The organism is Marinomonas polaris DSM 16579 (genome assembly GCF_900129155.1).
Taxonomy (GTDB): Bacteria; Pseudomonadota; Gammaproteobacteria; order Pseudomonadales; family Marinomonadaceae; genus Marinomonas; species Marinomonas polaris.
In genome coordinates, this window is record NZ_FQVF01000002.1 from 207711 (window position 1) to 226272 (window position 18562).

Consider the following 18562-nt stretch of genomic DNA (forward strand, 5'->3'; position numbering starts at 1 on the left):
CTTTCCTAGCTTATCTTTATTATGAGCTAGGAATGAGCGTCGGCGAACTCTTTGATAAAGTCCACGTCTTTGCTTGAAATAGTGTGATAGGTAAGTTTTATATAATGCTTATTATGCTCGTTAAAAACATCCAGTTGTGGGTCGCATAATGCTTTTATTGTGGCCGTTTTCCCTTCATGAATTGCCTTTAGTTCTAGCTTCACCATTTTTGATCCTTGCAAACCGTCGGGCGCTTCCACTTCTATCATTTGTGTAGATATGTGTGTGCAATGGATCGGCATAACAACGCCATTGGTTAAATATAGAGAACCTGTCCAAAAACAGCGAACATAAGGCGAATGTGAAATAGACATTGGTTTATCCTTTACTGGGTGAAGATCCAAGGTCATTGATGACTCTTCTAGGACAGCCATTATAGTGCAAGAGTGCTGAGAAGTGATAGCTAGAAAAAATTGATATGAATCAAGATGTTGCTGAGTACTTATTAGCAACATCTTGATTGGAGAGAAGTATTGCGAAGGCAGCAAGTGCCTTTTAGCTTTGTTGCTTAATAGTCTCACCTAGGGCATTAATTAGACTGTCAATTTCGGACTGTTCTGTTGTAAATGGTGGTGCTAATTGAATGGTGTCGGCACCATAACGAACGTAGTAGCCTTTGTCCCACATTGCCATAGCAATTTGGAACGGGCGTTTAGCTGGTTCGCCATCTATTGGAGCAATGGTAATACCCGCCGCAAAACCGTAGTTACGAATGTCAGTGATCATCGAGCTGGCGTCTTTTAGCTGATGAACGCTATTTTCCCATGCTGGACTCATACTGCTAACTCGTTCAATCAAACCTTGTTTCTTGATCTCTGCAAGGGAGGCTAATCCAGCCGCGCAAGCAATTGGGTGAGCTGAATAGGTGTAACCATGAGGGATTTCTAGCATGTATTCCGCACCACCGTTATCCATGAAGGTGTCGTAGATCTCTTGTTTAAAGGCGACAGCGCCCATTGGAATAACACCATTAGTAACCTGTTTTGCCATGGTAATCACGTCAGGCGTCACACCGAAGGCTTCTGCGCCGGTTTTTGCGCCCATACGACCAAAAGCGGTAATAACTTCATCAAAGATCAATAAAATATTGTGCTGATCACAGATTTCTCTCAAACGCTGCAAATAACCTTGTGGTGGAACGATGACACCAGCCGAGCCCGACATAGGTTCAACAATCACCGCAGCAATGTTCGATGCATCATGCATCATGATTAGATTTAGCAGATCATCCGCGCGCTCTTTGCCTTGTTCAGCCATGCCTTTTGAAAATTCGCTACCCGGCACTTGAGTATGAGGTAGGTGGTAGGATTCTAAGCCTTGACCATAAAGCGTACGGTTCGCAGGAATTCCGCCGACGCTAAAGCCTGAAATCCCCGCCCCATGATAACCCTTAGCACGGCCGATAAATTTAGTCTTCGTCCCCATGCCTTTTTTACGCCAATAAGCACGCGCAACTTTTAACGCAGTATCGACAGATTCAGAACCAGAACCTGTGAAGAAAATACGGTTTAATCCAGCAGGCATAAACTCGGTAATTTGCTCGGCTAACAAGAAAGACTTCTCGTGACCGAATTGAAAGGCAGGGGAGTAATCCAGTGTTTTGACTTGCTGAGCCACGGCTTCATTAATCGCAGGAACACTATGACCCAAACCACAAGTCCATAACCCAGACAAGCCGTCAAAAATCTTTCTACCATCACTGTCGGTGTAATAGTTGCCAGCGGCGGAGGTGATAATGCGAGGATCTTTTTTGAATTGGCGGTTGCCCGTGTAGGCCATCCAATGTGCGTCAAGTTGAGCTTGGGTTAAACGGTGACTCATAGCATTCTCCCTCTATAAAGTGAAATATCAATAGACTAAGAATGCCGAGCTAGAAAGGTTTAATAAATGTGATGTTATTTAATTTTAGGTTAGTCTTTAGTTAACTAAGAAAAGTAGGAAAATTAAGTGGAGGTCTTGTCTTTAAATTCACACAGGTCTTCAATAATACATGCATCGCACTTAGGCTTGCGAGCGACACATATGTAACGACCGTGAAGTATCATCCAGTGGTGAGCATCCAAAAGAAATTCCTTCGGAACAAACTTTAACAGCTTCATTTCCACTTCTAGGACGTTTTTGCCTGGCGCTACTTTTGTCCGATTACCAAAGCGAAAAATATGCGTGTCGACTGCCATCGCGACTTGGCGAAAAGCAGTGTTTAATACCACGTTAGCGGTTTTGCGGCCAACACCGGGGAGCGCTTCGAGTTCTTCGCGAGTTTCAGGTACGACGCTGTTGTGTTTTTCGATCAGAATTTTGCAGGTCTTGATGGCATTTTCGGCTTTGGCGTTAAATAGGCCAATGGTTTTGATATAGCTTTTTAGACCATCAACGCCAAGCGCCAACATAGTTTCTGGCGTATTGGCGACAGGGAAAAGTTTTCGTGTGGCTTTGTTGACGCTTACGTCAGTGGCTTGCGCAGAAAACAACACCGCAATCAAAAGCTCAAAGGGCGAGCTGTATTCCAACTCGGTTACGGGATTTGGGTTTTCAGCTCGTAAGCGAGAAAAAATCTCGTAGCGTTTCTCTTTGTTCAAAATAAATAGCCTTTGTTCACTTTTGATAGCCTTTGTTCAAAATAAATAGCTGTTGTTCACTTAAATAGCCTGTGGGATAAAAGTTAGCTTACTTGCCCAGTCACGCGAACACGTTTCGAAGCACTTGGGCCGTCTTTGGCTTTTTGTGTTGCGACACGTTTTTTCTCGCGTTCGTCTAGGTAGTTTTTACCCGCGATCAATAAGCCTAAACCAATAAACGCACCCGGTGGTAATACGGCAAACAATACATTTGGGTAGTCGTTAAAGATAACGATTTTCCAATGAATTGCCATGTCGCCGAACAACAACTGCATATCTGAAAACAATGTGCCTTGTCCGATTAGCTCACGCATTGCGCCCAAGGTAACAAGGATAAACATGAAGCCCAAACCCATCATAAATCCATCTAGTGCCGAAGGTAGCACAGGGTTGCGGCTGGCAAAGGCATCGGCGCGGCCAAGGATTGCGCAGTTGGTTACGATAAGCGGGATGAAAATCCCCAAAATTTGATAAAGCTCGTAGGTATAAGCCTGCATTATCAGTTCGATACAGGTGGTAAACGAGGCGATAATCATCACAAATGCAGGTAGACGAACCGCATCGGCAACATAGTTACGAATCAAGGAAACCGCAATATTGGAACCCATCAAAACGACCATGGTTGCTAGCCCAAGGCCCAAGGCATTTACCACTGTGCTGGTTACCGCCAGCATAGGACATAAGCCGAGCAACTGAACTAGTGCGGGGTTGTTTTTCCAAATACCGTTGTAAATAATTTCTGCGTAATTGGCGCTTGGCTTACTCTCGTCTTGAGTAGCGTCAGTTGTTGCAGTTTCTGCGCTCATTTTCATTTGGCTATCCTAATACGCTAGCAGCGTATCTTTGTGTTGATCAAAATAAATAAGAGTATTTTTTACGGCACGAACGACGGCGCGAGGTGTGATAGTTGCACCGGTAAACTGGTCAAAATCCCCACCGTCTTTTTTCACGCCCCAGCCTTTTAGACTGGGATTTTCTAAAGACTTGTTGGCGAAGCTTAAAATCCATTTGGACTTTTTAAGATCAACCTTGTCCCCAAGCCCAGGTGTTTCTTTATGGCTGATGACTCGGCTGCCTGTGACTACGCCGTTTTTATCAATGGCAACGAGCATGTCTAAATTACCGTTATAGCCGCGTGGTGCGATGGTCTCGAAAATGATGCCAGAGACTTCGCCGTTCTTACGAGCGATGTGAATCTTTATGCCTTCGTCGCTTCCCAATAAAGGATCTGCTGGCAGAATGGCGGTGTCTTTGGTTAAGTCGTTATCGTACAAATTGGCTGGCAAAATTTCGTTAAAGGCAGAAATTTGCGCATCCAGAATATTGTTCTTAATAGTGTGATCTGTCAGCTGGTGAGTGATGGCAATGAGGCCAGCCGTCAGCACCGCGAAGATAGCTAGACCAAGACTGTTACGGCGAATAGAGGCGAACAATTCCATTAGTTATCATCCCCAATTTTTAAGCCTGTTTTGGCTTTTTTATGACCGTAGGTTCTTGGTTGTGTGTAGTAATCGATTAATGGTGCTGCAAAGTTCATTAGCAATACGCCAAACGCCACGCCATCAGGATAACCACCCCAAGAGCGAATGATGTAAATTAAGATACCAATGCCCGCGCCATAAATCAGTTTGCCGCGATTACTGGTGCAAGAAGACACAGGATCAGTAGCAATAAAGAAGGCACCAAACATGGCTGCGCCAGTGGTTAGGTGGAAAAAGGGCGTTGCGGTATTACTTGCATCAAATAAATGAAACGCGCCAGACATTACTAACAAAGCGCCTAAAAGTGCTACTGGCGTGTGCCAAGTAATAATACGCAACCAAATCAGAGCAAGACCACCCACAAGGTAAGCCAAGTTCACCCAAAGCCAACTGTTTAGGCTTGGGCCTTGTAGCGCTGCAATGCTGCTAAATGCTGCTTGGGTGTCTAATAAATCTTTGTGTTTGAAACCATCTAATGGCGTTGCCATGGTGTAGCTATCGATCACGGGTAAGTGATGGAAAATAGCCTGCAAGCTTTGCATGAAAGACACTGTTTCACCGGCGGTTACCATGTCTTGCACACCAAGCCATTGGCTCATGGGTACAGGAAAAGACACCAGTACGATGGCGTAACCGACCATGGCAGGGTTGAATGGGTTGTTTCCTAAGCCGCCATAAAGCTGTTTAGCAAAGATGATAGCAAAGGCCACGGCAGTCACTGTTACCCACCAAGGTACAATAGGAGGAAGAGCAACGCCTAGCAGCACAGCCGTTAATAGCGCACTGTAATCTTTCAAGAAGAACCCGACAGCACGACGACGAATTGCTAAAATAGCCGCTTCACTTAATAGTGCCGTGATGCAGGCAATCATTAGGTTGATTAGCGTGCCCCAGCCAAATAACCAAGTTTGCACCACGATGCCAGGAATGGTCGCTAAAATGACCATTTGCATCACCCAAGAGGTGCGACGTCCTGCACGTTGTGTGTGGGGGGAGGTGATCCTCAATAATGCCATTTAACGATTCTCTTGCATGTTGGTTTGCGAATGAATAAGTTTTTCTAACAAGGCTTCAGCACTGTGTAGACGTTGTTCTGTGGACGCAATCTCTTGTTTAATGCTGTCCGCTTCTTCCGGAGTGCTTTCTAAACGCTTATTCAGTTTGTTGATTTGCGCTTTGGCCAAGGCAACGGCGATTTTTTCTTTTTTGATCTGATTTGCCAAATCCATTTCTGGTTCGGCTTTGGCTTCACTTTTAGTAACCGCATCCGTTGTTTTCCCTACTGGAGCAGATACTGGAGCTGCAGCTGGTGTGCTTTCTTCTGCTTCAAGAGCTGTGAGCTTTTCTTGCGCTTCGATCAGTTTTTTGGGCCATTCTGATGCTTCTATTTCGCTTTCATCTTTGCCTTGCTCTTTCAGAAGCTGGATGTTTTTCTCAGCTTTCTTAACACCAGCTTTGGCGATGGCAAGATCAATTTTGCGTTTCTTGGCGGCATCAGCATCGACATTTGCGGCGGAAACTGGCGCAGCAGCAGCCGGTACGGTTTGCTCTGTGGCTTGTTCTTTTTCAAGCGTCGCGAGTTTTTCTTGCGCTTCGATCAGTTTTTTAGGCCACTCTGATGCTTCTATTTCGCTTTCGTCTTTGCCTTGCTCTTTCAGAAGCTGGATGTTTTTCTCGGCTTTCTTAACGCCTGCTTTGGCGATGGCAAGATCAATTTTGCGTTTCTTAGCGGCATCAGCATCGGCACTGTTTGGTGCTGCTTCTGTTTTCTGCGAAGCGTCTTGTGGATTGGCCAACGCTTTTTCTAGCTCATCAGCTCGTTGTTGTGCTTCTTGCAACTGCTGGCGAATAGACTCGATTTCTGGTGCTTGAATTTCTTCGGCTTTCTTCAAGGCTTTTTCGACTTTCTTCACTGCGGCTTTGGCAATGGCAGCATCGATTTTTAGCTTTTTCAGTTCATCGCTAATTGCAGCTTTCGGTTCAGGTGTTGCCGCGTTTGAGCTTGGCTGAGGGCTTTCACTTAGCTTGCTTACTGTGTCTTGTGCAGCTTTTAGATCTACTTCAAAAGCGGTGATCTTATCTTTCAATTCCTGATCATCAGGCGTATCAGCAAGTTGCTTTTGCAGTTTCTTCAGTTTAACGCCAATTAGCGCCACATCCACTTTAGCTTTTTTCAGCTCGTCGCTAACCGGAGCAGGGCTTGGCTTAGCTGTAGTTGTTGCCGTTGCTGCGACGGGAGCCTCAGCTGCCGTTTTAGCCAGCTGCTCTTCAAGAGCTGCCAAGGTTTTTTCTTGATCGGTAACCTGAAGTTGTAAGTTATTGATCTCTTCAATGTGTTCGTTTTCTTGCGCTTCAAGCAGTAGCTTCTGTAGCTTTTTCAGTTTTGATTTGCCAATGGCGATATCGACTTTGAGTTTTTTCGATTCGTCGCTGATAGGTGCAGCAGCAGTTGGAGCTACTTTTGCCGGTGCGGCTTTTTTCGCATCCGTGGCTTTGCTTGATGTCGCTTTTTGACGAGCAAGACGCTTCGCTTCTTTTTCAGCGGCTTCTGCGTCTTGACGCGCTTTACGTGCTTCAAAACGTTGTTTGGCTAAGTCGGATTTTACATTGGCCTCACGAGCTTCACGGATGCTGCTCTTGCTGTGACGGTAATACTGCACCAATGGAATGCTGCTTGGGCAAACGTAAGAGCAGGCGCCACATTCTATGCAGTCGAATAGATTGTGGTGTTCGGCTTTTTCAAACTCTTGGCTTTTACTGAACCACAGTAATTGCTGCGGTAATAAGCTAGCAGGGCAGGCTTGTTCACACATACCGCAACGGATGCAGGCTTGCTCAGGTGCTGGCGCTGGAAGCTCTTTTTTGCTGGCCGCCAAGATGCAGTTACTGGTTTTGACAATCGGTACAGCGGCTGAATCTAAGGTGTAGCCCATCATTGGGCCGCCCATGATCAAACGGCTGAGTTTTTTCTTTTCAGAATCGGCGTAATCCAATAAATGCGCCACCGGCGTACCAAGTAGCACTTCGACGTTTTGCGGATTTTTTAACGCGTCACCAGTCAAGGTGGTAAAGCGTGAAATTAAGGGTTTACCAAGTGTAATGGCGTCGTGGACCGCAACACAGGTGCCGACGTTTTGACACAAAATACCGATGTCCGCTGGATATTGTCCGCTTGGGACTTCTTTGCCAGTTAATAGTTGGATTAGTTGTTTTTCGCCTCCTGAAGGGTATTTAGTCGGCACAACTGCAAGTTGAATCTTGCTGTTGCGCTTGATGAGTAGCGATTTTAATGCGGCGATGGCAGTCGGTTTATTGTCTTCAATACCAATGACAACGTTATCGGCTTCCACAAGATGTTGAAGTATTTCTATGCCTAAAACCAATTCTAGCGTTTTTTCACGAATCAGCATGTCATCTGCGGTGATGTAAGGTTCGCATTCTGCCGCGTTAATAATGAAATGTGTCAGTGGGTTCTTGTGTGCGCCTTGTAACTTAACTTGAGTTGGAAAGCCTGCGCCGCCCATGCCGATGATGCCCATTTCTGACAAATACGCCAGCACGTCAGTTTTGCTGATGTCTTGCCAGTTGCTTAATGGCTCAAGTGTTGTCCATGTTTCATTGCCGTCTGGCGTGAGGATAATACAAAGGTCGCTTAAGCCAGATGGATGGGCAATTAAGCGTTCTTCAATAGCGGCGATAGTGCCTGAGGTTGGCGCATGTAAAAAGCTGCTCAAAAAGCCATTGTTAATAGCTATGGTTTCGCCTTTTAACACCTTGTCGCCGACTTTCACTAAAGGACGAGAGCTCTGACCAATGTGTTGTCCAAGCGGCAAAATAAGCTCGCTCGGTAGGCTTGGTTTGCCCAAAGGCAATTGCAAAGATTGAGCTTTGTTTTCCGGTGGATGAATGCCGCCGTGAAAAGAGAAAATGTTTGCTGTTTGCATTAGTGCGTAACCTCCGCTTGGCGGTCGGTGGCAATAATGTTTAACGAGGTTGCCGCGATACCCTGCGGTTTGTCCCAAGACCAAGTTTTCGCTGTCACGCCTACTTCTACCATATCAATACAATCTACAGGACAAGGCTCGACACAAAGGTCGCAGCCTGTGCATTCATCCGCTATGACGGTGTGCATTTGTTTCGCTGCACCTAAAATCGCGTCTACAGGGCAAGCTTGAATGCACTTGGTGCAACCGATGCATTCATCTTCACGAATAACAGCCACACGCTTTGCGCTTTCTGCGCCGTGATCGCCATCCAAAGGTACAGCTTCCACATCCAGTAAGTCGGCTAAGGCTTGGATGGTTGCTTGGCCGCCCGGAGGGCAATGGTTAATGGCTTCGCCGTTGGCAATGGCTTCTGCATAAGGGCGGCAACCTGGGTGACCACATTGGCCACACTGAGTTTGTGGAAGTAAGGCGTCAATTTGGTCAACAATCGGATCGCCTTCTACATGGAAACGCACATTGGCGTAACCCAAAATTGCGCCAAAAATAAGTGATAAAAGAACTAAGATCCCGATAGCGAGTAAAACAGTAAACATCGTCAGGCTCCTAAATCTGCACGAGGGCGGTGAAGCCCATGAAAGCTAGAGCCATAAGGCCTGCGGTAATCATACCGATTGCAGAGCCTTTAAAAACAGTCGGCACATCTGCAACGTTAATTCGCTCACGCATGGCAGAGAACAGAATCAATACGAAGGAGAAACCAACCGCAGCACCAAAACCATAAAGGATAGATTCAACAAAGCCGTTTTGTTTGCTGATGTTTTGCAGCGCCACACCCAAAACCGCGCAGTTTGTCGTGATCAAGGGTAAGAAAATCCCTAATACACGATAAAGCAGAGGGCTGGTTTTATGGACAACCATTTCGGTGAATTGTACAACCACCGCAATCACCAAGATAAATGAAATGGTTTGCAGGTATTCAAGTCCAAACGGCTGAAGTATGTAGGTATAAGTGAGATAGCTACATAGGCTCGACAATGTCAAAACAAAGGTCGTGGCCATTGCCATACCAATAGAGGTTTCTAGTTTCCCAGACACGCCCATGAAAGGGCATAGGCCCAGAAACTGTACCAATACAAAGTTATTAACCAGAATGGTACTGACCAGAATCAGGAGATATTCAGTCATCTCAAATCCAAAACATGTGGTGAATATTGTGTGATTTTAGATACTTTTAGAGAAAAGCATCTGCGAGCGTAACTATACCAATCTGCTTATAACTAACAAGACTAAAGCTTTTGTATTTCTAGTCCGATTTAGTATATAGATAATAAGTTATGCTTATATAAGTTTGGTTTATGTTTCTTTATTAATGCCAATGCCCACCTTATTAAGAATGTTTCTTATTAACTGAGGTGAGCATTGGTTTGTATCGCATTTTTTAGAACTTTACTGAGAAGCTCTGATGCTTGCTTAATAGTCGCTTACATCACGCGTTGGCCAGGTTTCGCGCCAGCATGAGGTTCTAGTAGGTAAATTTCTTCACCACCAGGTCCTGCAGCCAACACCATACCTTCTGACATGCCAAACTTCATTTTGCGTGGTGCAAGGTTAGCAACCATTACAGTGTGTTTGCCTTCTAAGTCTTCTGGTTTATAAGCAGATTTGATACCAGAGAATACAGTGCGAGTTTCGCCACCGATATCCAAAGTCAGTTTTAATAGCTTATTGGCTTTTTCAACGTGCTCGGCTTTTATGATCAAGGCGATACGCAAATCTACTTTCGCGAAGTCATCAAAATTGATTTCTGCTTCGATTGGTTCTTTGCTTAGTTCGGTTTCTGCTTGAGTCGGTTGTGCAGCTTCTTTAGCAGCCGCTTCCGCTGCTTCTTCTAGCTTGCCTTCTTCGATAATGGCATCGATTTGCGTTTGCTCAATACGACCCATTAGCGGTTTAAAGGTATTCACCGTACGACCAAACAATAATTCGCTGCGATTGTCCCAGGTTAGCTCTTTGCCTAGGAAAGCTTCAGCGTCGGCGACCAAGTTTGGCATGACTGGCTTCAAGTATGTCGCCAAAATAGCGAACATGTTTAAGGCAACAGTACAAACGTCTTGCACTTTCGGTAACGTCGCTTCGTTTTTTGCTAACACCCAAGGTGCTTGCACAGCAATGTACTCGTTTGCCACATCAGCAAGACGCATCACTTCACGAATCGCTTTACCGTATTCACGGCTTTCAAAGTGCTCGGCAATCACTTCGCCCGCATCGATGAAAGATTGGATCATCTCTGCTTCGCTCACATCGCTGGCTAATTGACCGTCGAATTTTTTGTTAATGAAGCTCGCTGTACGACTAGCAATGTTAACCACTTTGCCGACTACGTCAGAGTTTACGCGCTGCAAGAAATCACCTAGGTTAAGGTCGATATCATCAACGCGAGAATTCAGTTTTGCTGCGTAGTAGTAACGCAAGTATTGTGGGTCCAAATGCTTCAGGTAAGTACGGGCTTTGATAAAGGTACCACGTGACTTCGACATTTTTTCGCCGTCAACCGTTACATAACCGTGCGCATTAACCGCTGTTGGTGTGCGGTAGCCAGCACAGTCCAACATTGCAGGCCAGAACAAAGCATGGAAGTTGATGATGTCTTTACCGATGAAGTGATAAAGCTCAGCGTCAGAATCTTTACCCCAGTAATCATCAAACTCTAATCCTTCCGTACGATCACAAAGGTTTTTAAAGCTCGCCATGTAACCAATCGGTGCGTCTAGCCAAACGTAGAAATATTTGCCCGGCGCGTCTGGGATTTCAAAACCGAAGTAAGGTGCATCACGGCTAATGTCCCACTCTTTTAAGCCTGAATCCAACCATTCAGATAGCTTGTTAGCCACTTGGTCTTGCAAAGTGCCGCTGCGCGTCCATTTTGTAAGGAAGTCTTGGAAGTCTGGCAATTTAAAGAAATAGTGTTCAGAGTCTTTTTCAATCGGCGTCGCACCAGAGTAAACAGAGCGAGGATTGATCATTTCCATTGGCGTGTAAGTCGCAGAACATACTTCACAGTTGTCGCCGTATTGATCTTCCGCTTTACACTTAGGACAAGTTCCTTTGATGAAACGATCCGCAAGGAACATTTCTTTCTCTGGGTCATAGGCTTGCACGATAGAGCGAACAGCAATTTTGCCATTATCACGAAGGGCTGTGTAAATACTGTTTGAGAATTCACGGTTTTCGTCAGAATGCGTAGAGTAGTAGTTGTCGTAACCGATTAAGAAGTCATTAAAGTCAGCCATGTGTTCTTGGCGAACACCCTCGATCAACTCTTCTGAGGTGATGCCATTTTGCGCGGCTTTGATCATAATCGCCGTGCCGTGTGCGTCATCCGCACATACCGCTGTACAAAGATGGCCGCGCATTTTTTGAAAACGCACCCAGATATCTGTTTGGATGTGTTCCAGCATATGCCCCAAATGGATAGAACCATTTGCATAAGGAAGGGCGCTGGTGACTAAAATTTTGCGTTGCGTTTGTGCCATTTTTGATAAGCCTGCTGGATTAAAAAAGGTCGGGTATTCTATCAATAATTAGGTGCAGATGACGAATAAATAAAGTGTCTAAAGGATAGATAATCTAAAAAGGCGTCATTATAAGTCCCAATCTGCCGTGTGCAAGAGCTTGTCTCCTCTCATAGACCTGCTTTTCCGTTTTCTAGGCTTGCTTTTCTGCAATTTGCCCCCAAACTTGGCACAACGTTATAAACTAAACACTCTTTAAGAAATCGTTGCGCGATGTCACGAGCGAAGCATAGTAGTCGAGCAATGGTGTCTTTATATTACCGCCTTACAAGGAATCCCCATGTTAACTGATGCCCAATTACAGGCGACTTTAGAAACCCTAATCGATGACAATTCTGGTCAAGCTTACGGTGCTGTTTGGAACGTCGTCGCAGATGATAACCGCGTTCATGTCACCTTGACGCTAGGTTATCCTGCGCAATCAGAACAAGCCGTATTAGAAGCTAAGATAAAAGAGTTAATGGCGGATTCACGTAGCTTGGTGCTAGACATCGACTTTCAAGTCAAAAGCCACGCGACTCAAGGCAACATCGCAGGGCTAAAAGGCGTGAAGAACATTATCGCCGTGGCGTCTGGCAAAGGCGGCGTGGGTAAATCCACTACCACGGTTAACCTTGCCCTTGCCATGGCAAAAGAGGGCGCTCGCGTTGGTATTCTGGATGCGGATATCTACGGCCCAAGCCAAGGCATGTTGCTCGGCTTCGCCGAGGGCACTCGTCCTCAAGTGCGTGAAGACAAATTCTTTGTGCCGCCAACTGCGTTTGGCGTACAAGTCATGTCTATGGCGTTTCTGACGACTAAAGACACGCCTGTTGCATGGCGTGGTCCAATGGTGACTGGCGCCTTGATGCAGATTTTGACGCAAACCGATTGGAACGATCTCGATTACTTATTCATCGATATGCCACCGGGCACAGGCGACATTCAACTTACCCTAGCGCAAAAAGTGCCAGTGGCAGGTTCCGTCATCGTGACAACGCCGCAAGACATCGCTTTGCTAGATGCTCGTCGCGGAATCGAAATGTTCAACAAGGTAAAAATCCCCGTATTGGGCGTGGTTGAAAACATGTCGACGCACATATGCTCCAACTGTGGTCACCACGAAGCCATCTTTGGTGATGAAGGCGGTGCGAGCCTAGCGAAAGAATATAACGTCAATGTATTGGGTAAACTGCCATTAAGCCTAGCGATCCGCGAACAGAGCGATGCTGGCCGACCAATCGTAGTAAATGCACCAGAAAGTGATACTGCAGGCATTTATCAGTCGATTGCACGCAAGCTTGGTGCTACCCTTGCATCCCAACAAGGCTCTGAACAAGGTGCGCAATTTGCCATGCCGACCATAAGCATGAGCGACGATTAAAAAAACACCGGAATCAGAGCGATTAAATAGAAAATTGAGGAAAAGTAATGCGTTTGTGTGACCGAGATATCATCAAAGCCCTAGACGAAGGTTCCATTGTCATCGAACCTCGCCCCGACAACAGCGTCATCAGCGGCGTGTCTGTTGATTTACGATTGGGCAATTCGTTTCGGGTCTTTCAAGGTCACCCAGCACCTTACCTCGACCTAAGTAGCTCTAAAGCCGACTTAAGCAAAGTCATCGAATCCGTCATGAGCGAAGAAATTATCGTCGAAGACGGCAAACCTTTCTTCATTCATCCAGGCGAATTAGTACTTGGCGTGACCAAAGAATCCGTTACCTTGCCTGACAACTTAGTCGGCTGGCTCGATGGGCGTTCTTCCTTAGCGCGCCTTGGCTTAATGGTTCACGTAACAGCACACCGCATCGACCCAGGTTGGAGCGGCGGCATCGTATTAGAATTCCTCAACGGCGGCAAACTGCCAATCGCCCTAAGCCCAGGCATGACAATCGGCGCCATCAACTTTGAAACCATGTCGGGGTCTGCGGATCGTCCTTATAACAAGCGTGATAATGCTAAGTATAAAGACCAGACCTCAGCGGTAGGTAGCCGGATTTCAGGTGACAAATCCTAGATTTTTTTTAAGATCGACTAGAAAGAGGTCTCGGCCTCTTTTTTGTTTTAGTTCTGTAGGTTCCATTCAAACGCTTTGTATTCCCAACCTTTATTCCGCTCTGCTGAGCGGGTAACTTTTGTCCAGATCCACAAAAGTAACCAAAAGGTCTCTTTATCGGGCTTTCGCCCAAACGTCTCATTCACTTTGTTTAATGTTGGTTTAGCAAGACGATTTTTATCGTAAGGCATAGATTGTTTATTTAGTGAGAGATAGATCGTCAAATAATGACCCTGAAACTCCATAAAGTCGCGCAATCGGGATTGCGTCGACCTGACCTCTTCGTAGCTATTCGAGTAAAACCAAAACGTAGGGCATCATTAGCGCAGCGTAATGTGCCGCTGAAAGCGAAGCTTTCATTTTCTAAGGTAGGTCGTCCTTCAGGGCGACGCGGAATTTAGATTCCATTCAAACGCTTTGTATTCCCAACCTTTTTTCCGCTCTGCTGAGCGGGTAACTTTTGTCCAGATCCACAAAAGTAACCAAAAGGTCTCTTTATCGGGCTTTCGCCCAAACGTCTCATTCATGTTGTTTAATACTGGTTTAGCAAGACGACTTTTATCGTAAGGCATAGATTGTTTTTGATGATGTTAGGAAAGATATTTTTAACTGACCCTGAAACTCCATAAAGTCGCGCAACTTCGTCGCGTCGAACTTACTTTATCGGTGATGCTATTTTTTCGTAGGGCATCATAAGCGCAGCGTAATGTGCCGCTGAAAGCGAAGCTTTCATTTTCTAAGGTAGGTCGTCCTTCAGGGCGACGCGGAATTTAGATTCCATTCAAACGCTTTGTATTCCCAACCTTTTTTCCGCTCTGCTGAGCGGGTAACTTTTGTCCAGATCCACAAAAGTAACCAAAAATTCGCTTTAAGATCTTTAATGCCTGATTTTCTTCATAGGAACATGATTTTTACCTACGCTCTGGGGTAGTAAGGCATAGATTGTTTATTTAGTGAGAGATGGGTCGTCAGACAATGACTCTGATACTCCATAAAGTCGCGCAATCGGGATTGCGTCGAACTGACTTCTTCGTAGTTATTCGTGTAAAACCAAAACGTAGGGCATCATTAGCGCAGCGTAATGTGCCGCTGAAAGCGAAGCTTTCATCGTACCCGATGCAAGTCATTCCCCACAAGGGGACAAGTGCCCGCGAAGGCGGGAATCAATCTTTGACGGTTAATGATAGAGTGTTTATTTAGCTTGATTTGGTGTTTTTTTTAGGTTGATAAATGTACAGTTTGTTGACATCAACATTATAGATAGCGATACTAAGTGGGTAGATGACGTGGCGGTAGAGGCATCCCCACATGAAAAACACCAACCTCATTTGAAGCCGCGGCGGTAGAGGCATCCCCGCAATAAATAGCATCAACCTCAATGGAAGTTCTACTCAAAAAGCCCTTATTTTATAAGGGCTTTTTGTTTTTTATAACAAGGATAGTTATGAAAATAAGGCTGTTAACAGAAGCTGCTTACAATCGAATAATTACACTAAAAGAAACCATGAGTAAAAAAGATCGTGGTTATGGTGTGATTCCAGTCAAGATTCAAAATATAACCTTTGCGATTCCATTCAGAAGCAATATGGCTCATAAACATGGGTTTAAAACCGTATTCCACAATGGTGTATGGAATGGCGTTGACTACTCCAAAGCCATCATCATCGCAGAAGACGACCTACAACCCAAAGCATTCAAACTTCGTAGCGAAGCGGAATACCAAAAAGTAAAAAATAACAAAGACAAAATTCAACGGCAATTTGAAAAATACGTAAACGACTATGTCTCACAGGCCAAATTGGGAACGCTCCCGAATCTACAGCGCTTTGGTTACACCACATTGATAAATTACCATGAAGAGCTTGGGTTGTAGGGTGTTATGAACGCAGCGGCTATCTAATCAAAAAACGCAGATGAAAGCGTAACTTTCGCATGTAGATCGTCCTTCAGGGCGATAAAAAGTTCTAGAGCGTTTTGTACTGGTATGCAGTAAGAAAGTCTTTTAGTATCAATAAATAAGGATTCACAGCAAAAAATAACGCGCTGTGGATAAATGAAATAATGCGCACGCTCGTTTTTAAGGCTTTGGCTTTTGTTACTAGCTTAATAAAGTTCTTATTATTCAGAACTTTATTATGGTGCTTATGTGCTTTACAAAATTTCTAAACGCGCATACCCATTATTAAACTGTTAGCTTTTAGAAAGGCATTGCTACATTAAATTAGGATGATCAAATGGAAAGCATACAAACAAGTTCTGCCTCTGTTCGTAATGAGTTTCACAAGTTTAATCAAAGTAAAGTTATTTCAGAATATATTTGGAACGCTTTTGATGCTAATGCAAATGAGGTTCACCTAAGATATATCACTGACGGCTTAGATACTGTGCAGTCCATAACTATAACAGATGATGGTGACGGTATTGACCCAAACACACACGAGTTAACTTTTGGGAAATTTAAAGATTCTCCCAAAAGGGCATTGCTTTCGCCAACAATTAAGGGGCAAAAAGGACTCGGGCGGTTTTCATTTCACAAATTAGCAAAGGCCGTTATTTGGGATAGTGTCACATCATCAAATTCATGCTCAATTAAAATAGAATCAGATAGTCTGAATAATTATGATGTTGATCATAAACGTGAATGTTTTTCTCCAGTCAGAACCGGGACAAGAGCGGAGTTATTAGGAGTATCTGAAAGCAATATCAGCGGTAAATTTTTGAATACACAAGTTATTCCTATTTTAATTCAGGAGTTTTCTTGGCTTCTCGCTTCAAGCAGTAGAAAGAGTATTTTCATCAATGGAGAGCCGATAAACTTATTAGGGCACCAAAAGAAATCCATAAAATTTAATGTTAATAGTATATCTTTCGATGTGCTATTGATAAGTTGGAATGAGAAGCCAAAAGAGAATTCTTACGTCTATTTTGTTAATTCTGAAGATAAAATAAAAAATAAAATCAATTCTGGACTTAATAAAAAAAATGGATTTTATCCTAGCGCTTACATAAAGTCAGAGTTCTTTGGCGGTTTTGATTTTTTAGAAACAGATTTAATTAATGATAAATCGGCAGAGCACAATAAAATTTACGACGAGGTAAAACACAGGGTTCTATGCCTATTAAAAGACCTACATGATGAGTTTCGCGAAATTGCGGCGGATAAACTAATAGATTTATATGAGAAAGAAGGGATTTTTCCTGATCATTCCAAAGATTCAATACCAATGAGAAAATGGAAGTATGAATCTCTAAAGAATACCATTCGAGTCTTGTATAGCGCAGAGCCGAGTATATTCGGCTCCCATCTAAACAAAACACAAAAAAGAATAATTGTTAAACTTTTGGATAAAGTTACTGTTAGTCCAAGTGATGACTTGTTTGATGTGCTAAATGGTGTTGTCTCATTAAATAATGAGGAACAGAGCAAACTCGCTGATATCTTGAAAGATACAAGTTTAGGGAATATTACAAATGCGATATCTGAAGTTAGAGCAAGAAAAAAAGTAATTGATATTGTGAATGACCTTAATGAGGAGTACACAAAAGCAACTAAAGAGGTCGGTGAGATTCAGAGTGTAGTAGAAAGCAATCTTTGGTTATTCGGCGAACAATATCATTTGCTAACAGCAGAAGAGCCTGATTTTGAACAGGCTCTAAGGGAGCTCTTGTCTATTCATGGAAACGAAGAATATTATCAGAAAGGTTCCATAAAACACCCTGACAAAAATAAAGAAATGGACATTTTTGCTATACGAAGAAATTTCGATGTTGATGAAAAAGGTAATGAGTTCTATAGATGTCTTGTAGTAGAGCTAAAGAGGCCGTCAGATACGTTAAAGGATAAACATTTAGACCAAATACAGAAATATTTTAAAGTTATCTCTTCCAATCATATTTTCAACGATGGACTTCATAAGTGGGATTTCGTACTTGCAGGTCGAAAAATAACGAATGATCCTTTAGCTAGAACAATGATAGATGCTCAATTAGAGAATTCTAAAAGTCATGGAGAGCCTGGATTAGTAATGAAGACCGATAGGTTTAAAATATCTATTAAGCCATGGAGTCAGGTATTCTCTGAACATAATATTCGTCACAAACATCTTTTAAAGCATTTGGAAAGTAACAAAACTAAAGTTGTAAGTGGAAAAGATAGTTTAATTGAACAAGCGATTTCTATCGGTAAAACCATCTAGATTTGTATTGAATACTAGGGGGAATCTAACAAGCGCGTGAATATTATCTTCGGCAATATCACCTTTTTTTGCTTGGATAAAAATGGCGCCATTTAGCTTGGCCTGTGACGCAAGCGTTATTTTATTGGGGGTGATTGTGCGATACGATGAATTATCTGAAGAGTTAAAAAGTGCTTCCTTTGAATTTTTTTATTGGTTCTCTCGGTTCGAATATGTTCTAAAGGAAAACGGTTTTCTGAAATCCGAAGAGCAAGGAGCAAAGGCGGAGCCTAGCTGGTATAAGTTTAGGGATAAATTCAAAGACCAATATCATGCATCGAGTGAGGCTAAAGCCTTAATCGACCTACATCCGAAAAGACAAGTTGTTTTGGACGGAAGAAGTTTAGAGTGGGTCCCTGTTGGTTTGGATCACTGTAATAATGATTTATGTATAGTTATTACGATGCTATGCACTATCAGAAATAATTTGTTCCATGGTGGCAAGCATGGGGATTTCGAGGTTGACGATAAGCAGAGAAATCTATCCCTCCTGCGCCAAGCGAAATCAGTATTAGACCAACTTGCTACACAGTTTGGATATGGTGGTGACTATACACGTTCATATTAAAGAGATAACAAGCAAAGGTAGCATCGCCACTGCGTGGCTAGATCTTGCTATGCTCGGCCGCTGCT

At 43.9% G+C, this 18562-nt stretch carries 18 protein-coding genes; 7 read left to right on the forward strand and 11 right to left on the reverse strand.

Annotation, left to right across the window (positions count from 1 at the left end; all coding sequences use genetic code 11):
• Nucleotides 1-26: 26 nt before the first annotated feature.
• From BUA59_RS00970 to metG, 10 genes are all read right to left on the reverse strand, one after another.
• Complete coding sequence (locus BUA59_RS00970; RefSeq protein WP_072838066.1) at nt 27-353, reverse strand: hypothetical protein; 327 nt, start codon at nt 351-353, stop codon at nt 27-29.
• Nucleotides 354-534: 181 nt separating this feature from the next.
• Complete coding sequence (gene aptA / locus BUA59_RS00975) at nt 535-1860, reverse strand: omega-aminotransferase AptA (RefSeq protein WP_072837858.1); 1326 nt, start codon at nt 1858-1860, stop codon at nt 535-537.
• A gap of 122 nt (nt 1861-1982) precedes the next feature.
• Nucleotides 1983-2618 (reverse strand): endonuclease III, encoded by a 636-nt coding sequence (gene nth / locus BUA59_RS00980; RefSeq protein ID WP_072837859.1) that lies wholly within the window; start codon nt 2616-2618, stop codon nt 1983-1985.
• An 83-nt stretch (nt 2619-2701) separates the two neighbouring features.
• Nucleotides 2702-3463 (reverse strand): electron transport complex subunit E, encoded by a 762-nt coding sequence (locus tag BUA59_RS00985; RefSeq protein ID WP_245813073.1) that lies wholly within the window; start codon nt 3461-3463, stop codon nt 2702-2704.
• 15 nt (nt 3464-3478) lie between these two features.
• Nucleotides 3479-4096, reverse strand: coding sequence for an electron transport complex subunit RsxG (rsxG, locus tag BUA59_RS00990; protein ID WP_072837860.1), 618 nt, complete (start codon nt 4094-4096; stop codon nt 3479-3481).
• On the reverse strand, nt 4096-5154 hold the full coding sequence (gene rsxD / locus BUA59_RS00995; RefSeq protein WP_072837861.1) for an electron transport complex subunit RsxD: 1059 nt from the start codon (nt 5152-5154) through the stop codon (nt 4096-4098). Before rsxD ends, rsxG begins: the two co-directional genes overlap by 1 nt.
• Nucleotides 5155-8082 (reverse strand): electron transport complex subunit RsxC, encoded by a 2928-nt coding sequence (gene rsxC, locus BUA59_RS01000; protein ID WP_072837862.1) that lies wholly within the window; start codon nt 8080-8082, stop codon nt 5155-5157.
• Nucleotides 8082-8678, reverse strand: a complete 597-nt coding sequence (gene rsxB / locus BUA59_RS01005) for an electron transport complex subunit RsxB (RefSeq protein WP_072837863.1) — start codon at nt 8676-8678, stop codon at nt 8082-8084. The genes rsxC and rsxB overlap by 1 nt, the downstream gene beginning before the upstream one ends.
• 10 nt (nt 8679-8688) lie before the next feature.
• A complete protein-coding gene (gene rsxA / locus BUA59_RS01010) occupies nt 8689-9270 on the reverse strand; it encodes an electron transport complex subunit RsxA (RefSeq protein WP_012069258.1) in 582 nt (193 codons plus the stop codon).
• 296 nt (nt 9271-9566) lie between these two features.
• Entirely contained in the window at nt 9567-11618 is a 2052-nt protein-coding gene (metG, locus tag BUA59_RS01015) for a methionine--tRNA ligase (RefSeq protein ID WP_072837864.1), read from the reverse strand.
• 319 nt (nt 11619-11937) lie between these two features.
• On the opposite strand from metG, the gene apbC reads away from it, so the two are divergent.
• Together apbC and dcd are read left to right on the forward strand one after the other, a co-directional pair.
• On the forward strand, nt 11938-13020 hold the full coding sequence (apbC, locus tag BUA59_RS01020) for an iron-sulfur cluster carrier protein ApbC (protein ID WP_072837865.1): 1083 nt from the start codon (nt 11938-11940) through the stop codon (nt 13018-13020).
• A gap of 47 nt (nt 13021-13067) precedes the next feature.
• On the forward strand, nt 13068-13655 hold the full coding sequence (dcd, locus tag BUA59_RS01025) for a dCTP deaminase (RefSeq protein WP_072837866.1): 588 nt from the start codon (nt 13068-13070) through the stop codon (nt 13653-13655).
• 47 nt (nt 13656-13702) lie between these two features.
• Here dcd and BUA59_RS01030 read toward each other — a convergent pair whose 3' ends face one another.
• The gene (locus tag BUA59_RS01030; protein ID WP_139248818.1) at nt 13703-13918 is read right to left on the reverse strand and encodes a hypothetical protein; all 216 of its coding nucleotides are present in this window, start codon (nt 13916-13918) and stop codon (nt 13703-13705) included.
• Between the two features lie 3 nt (nt 13919-13921).
• On the opposite strand from BUA59_RS01030, the gene BUA59_RS23775 reads away from it, so the two are divergent.
• The 5 genes from BUA59_RS23775 to BUA59_RS01045 all read left to right on the forward strand — a co-directional run bounded on the left by BUA59_RS23775 (nt 13922) and on the right by BUA59_RS01045 (nt 18497).
• Nucleotides 13922-14095, forward strand: a complete 174-nt coding sequence (locus tag BUA59_RS23775) for a hypothetical protein (protein WP_175550730.1) — start codon at nt 13922-13924, stop codon at nt 14093-14095.
• A gap of 574 nt (nt 14096-14669) precedes the next feature.
• Entirely contained in the window at nt 14670-14894 is a 225-nt protein-coding gene (locus BUA59_RS23530; RefSeq protein ID WP_139248819.1) for a hypothetical protein, read from the forward strand.
• Between the two features lie 244 nt (nt 14895-15138).
• Nucleotides 15139-15567, forward strand: a complete 429-nt coding sequence (tenpIN, locus tag BUA59_RS01035) for a type III toxin-antitoxin system TenpIN family toxin (RefSeq protein ID WP_072837868.1) — start codon at nt 15139-15141, stop codon at nt 15565-15567.
• Between the two features lie 361 nt (nt 15568-15928).
• A complete protein-coding gene (locus BUA59_RS01040; protein WP_072837869.1) occupies nt 15929-17890 on the forward strand; it encodes an ATP-binding protein in 1962 nt (653 codons plus the stop codon).
• A gap of 82 nt (nt 17891-17972) precedes the next feature.
• Nucleotides 17973-18497, forward strand: coding sequence for a hypothetical protein (locus tag BUA59_RS01045; RefSeq protein WP_084122061.1), 525 nt, complete (start codon nt 17973-17975; stop codon nt 18495-18497).
• Nucleotides 18498-18562 lie beyond the last annotated feature (65 nt).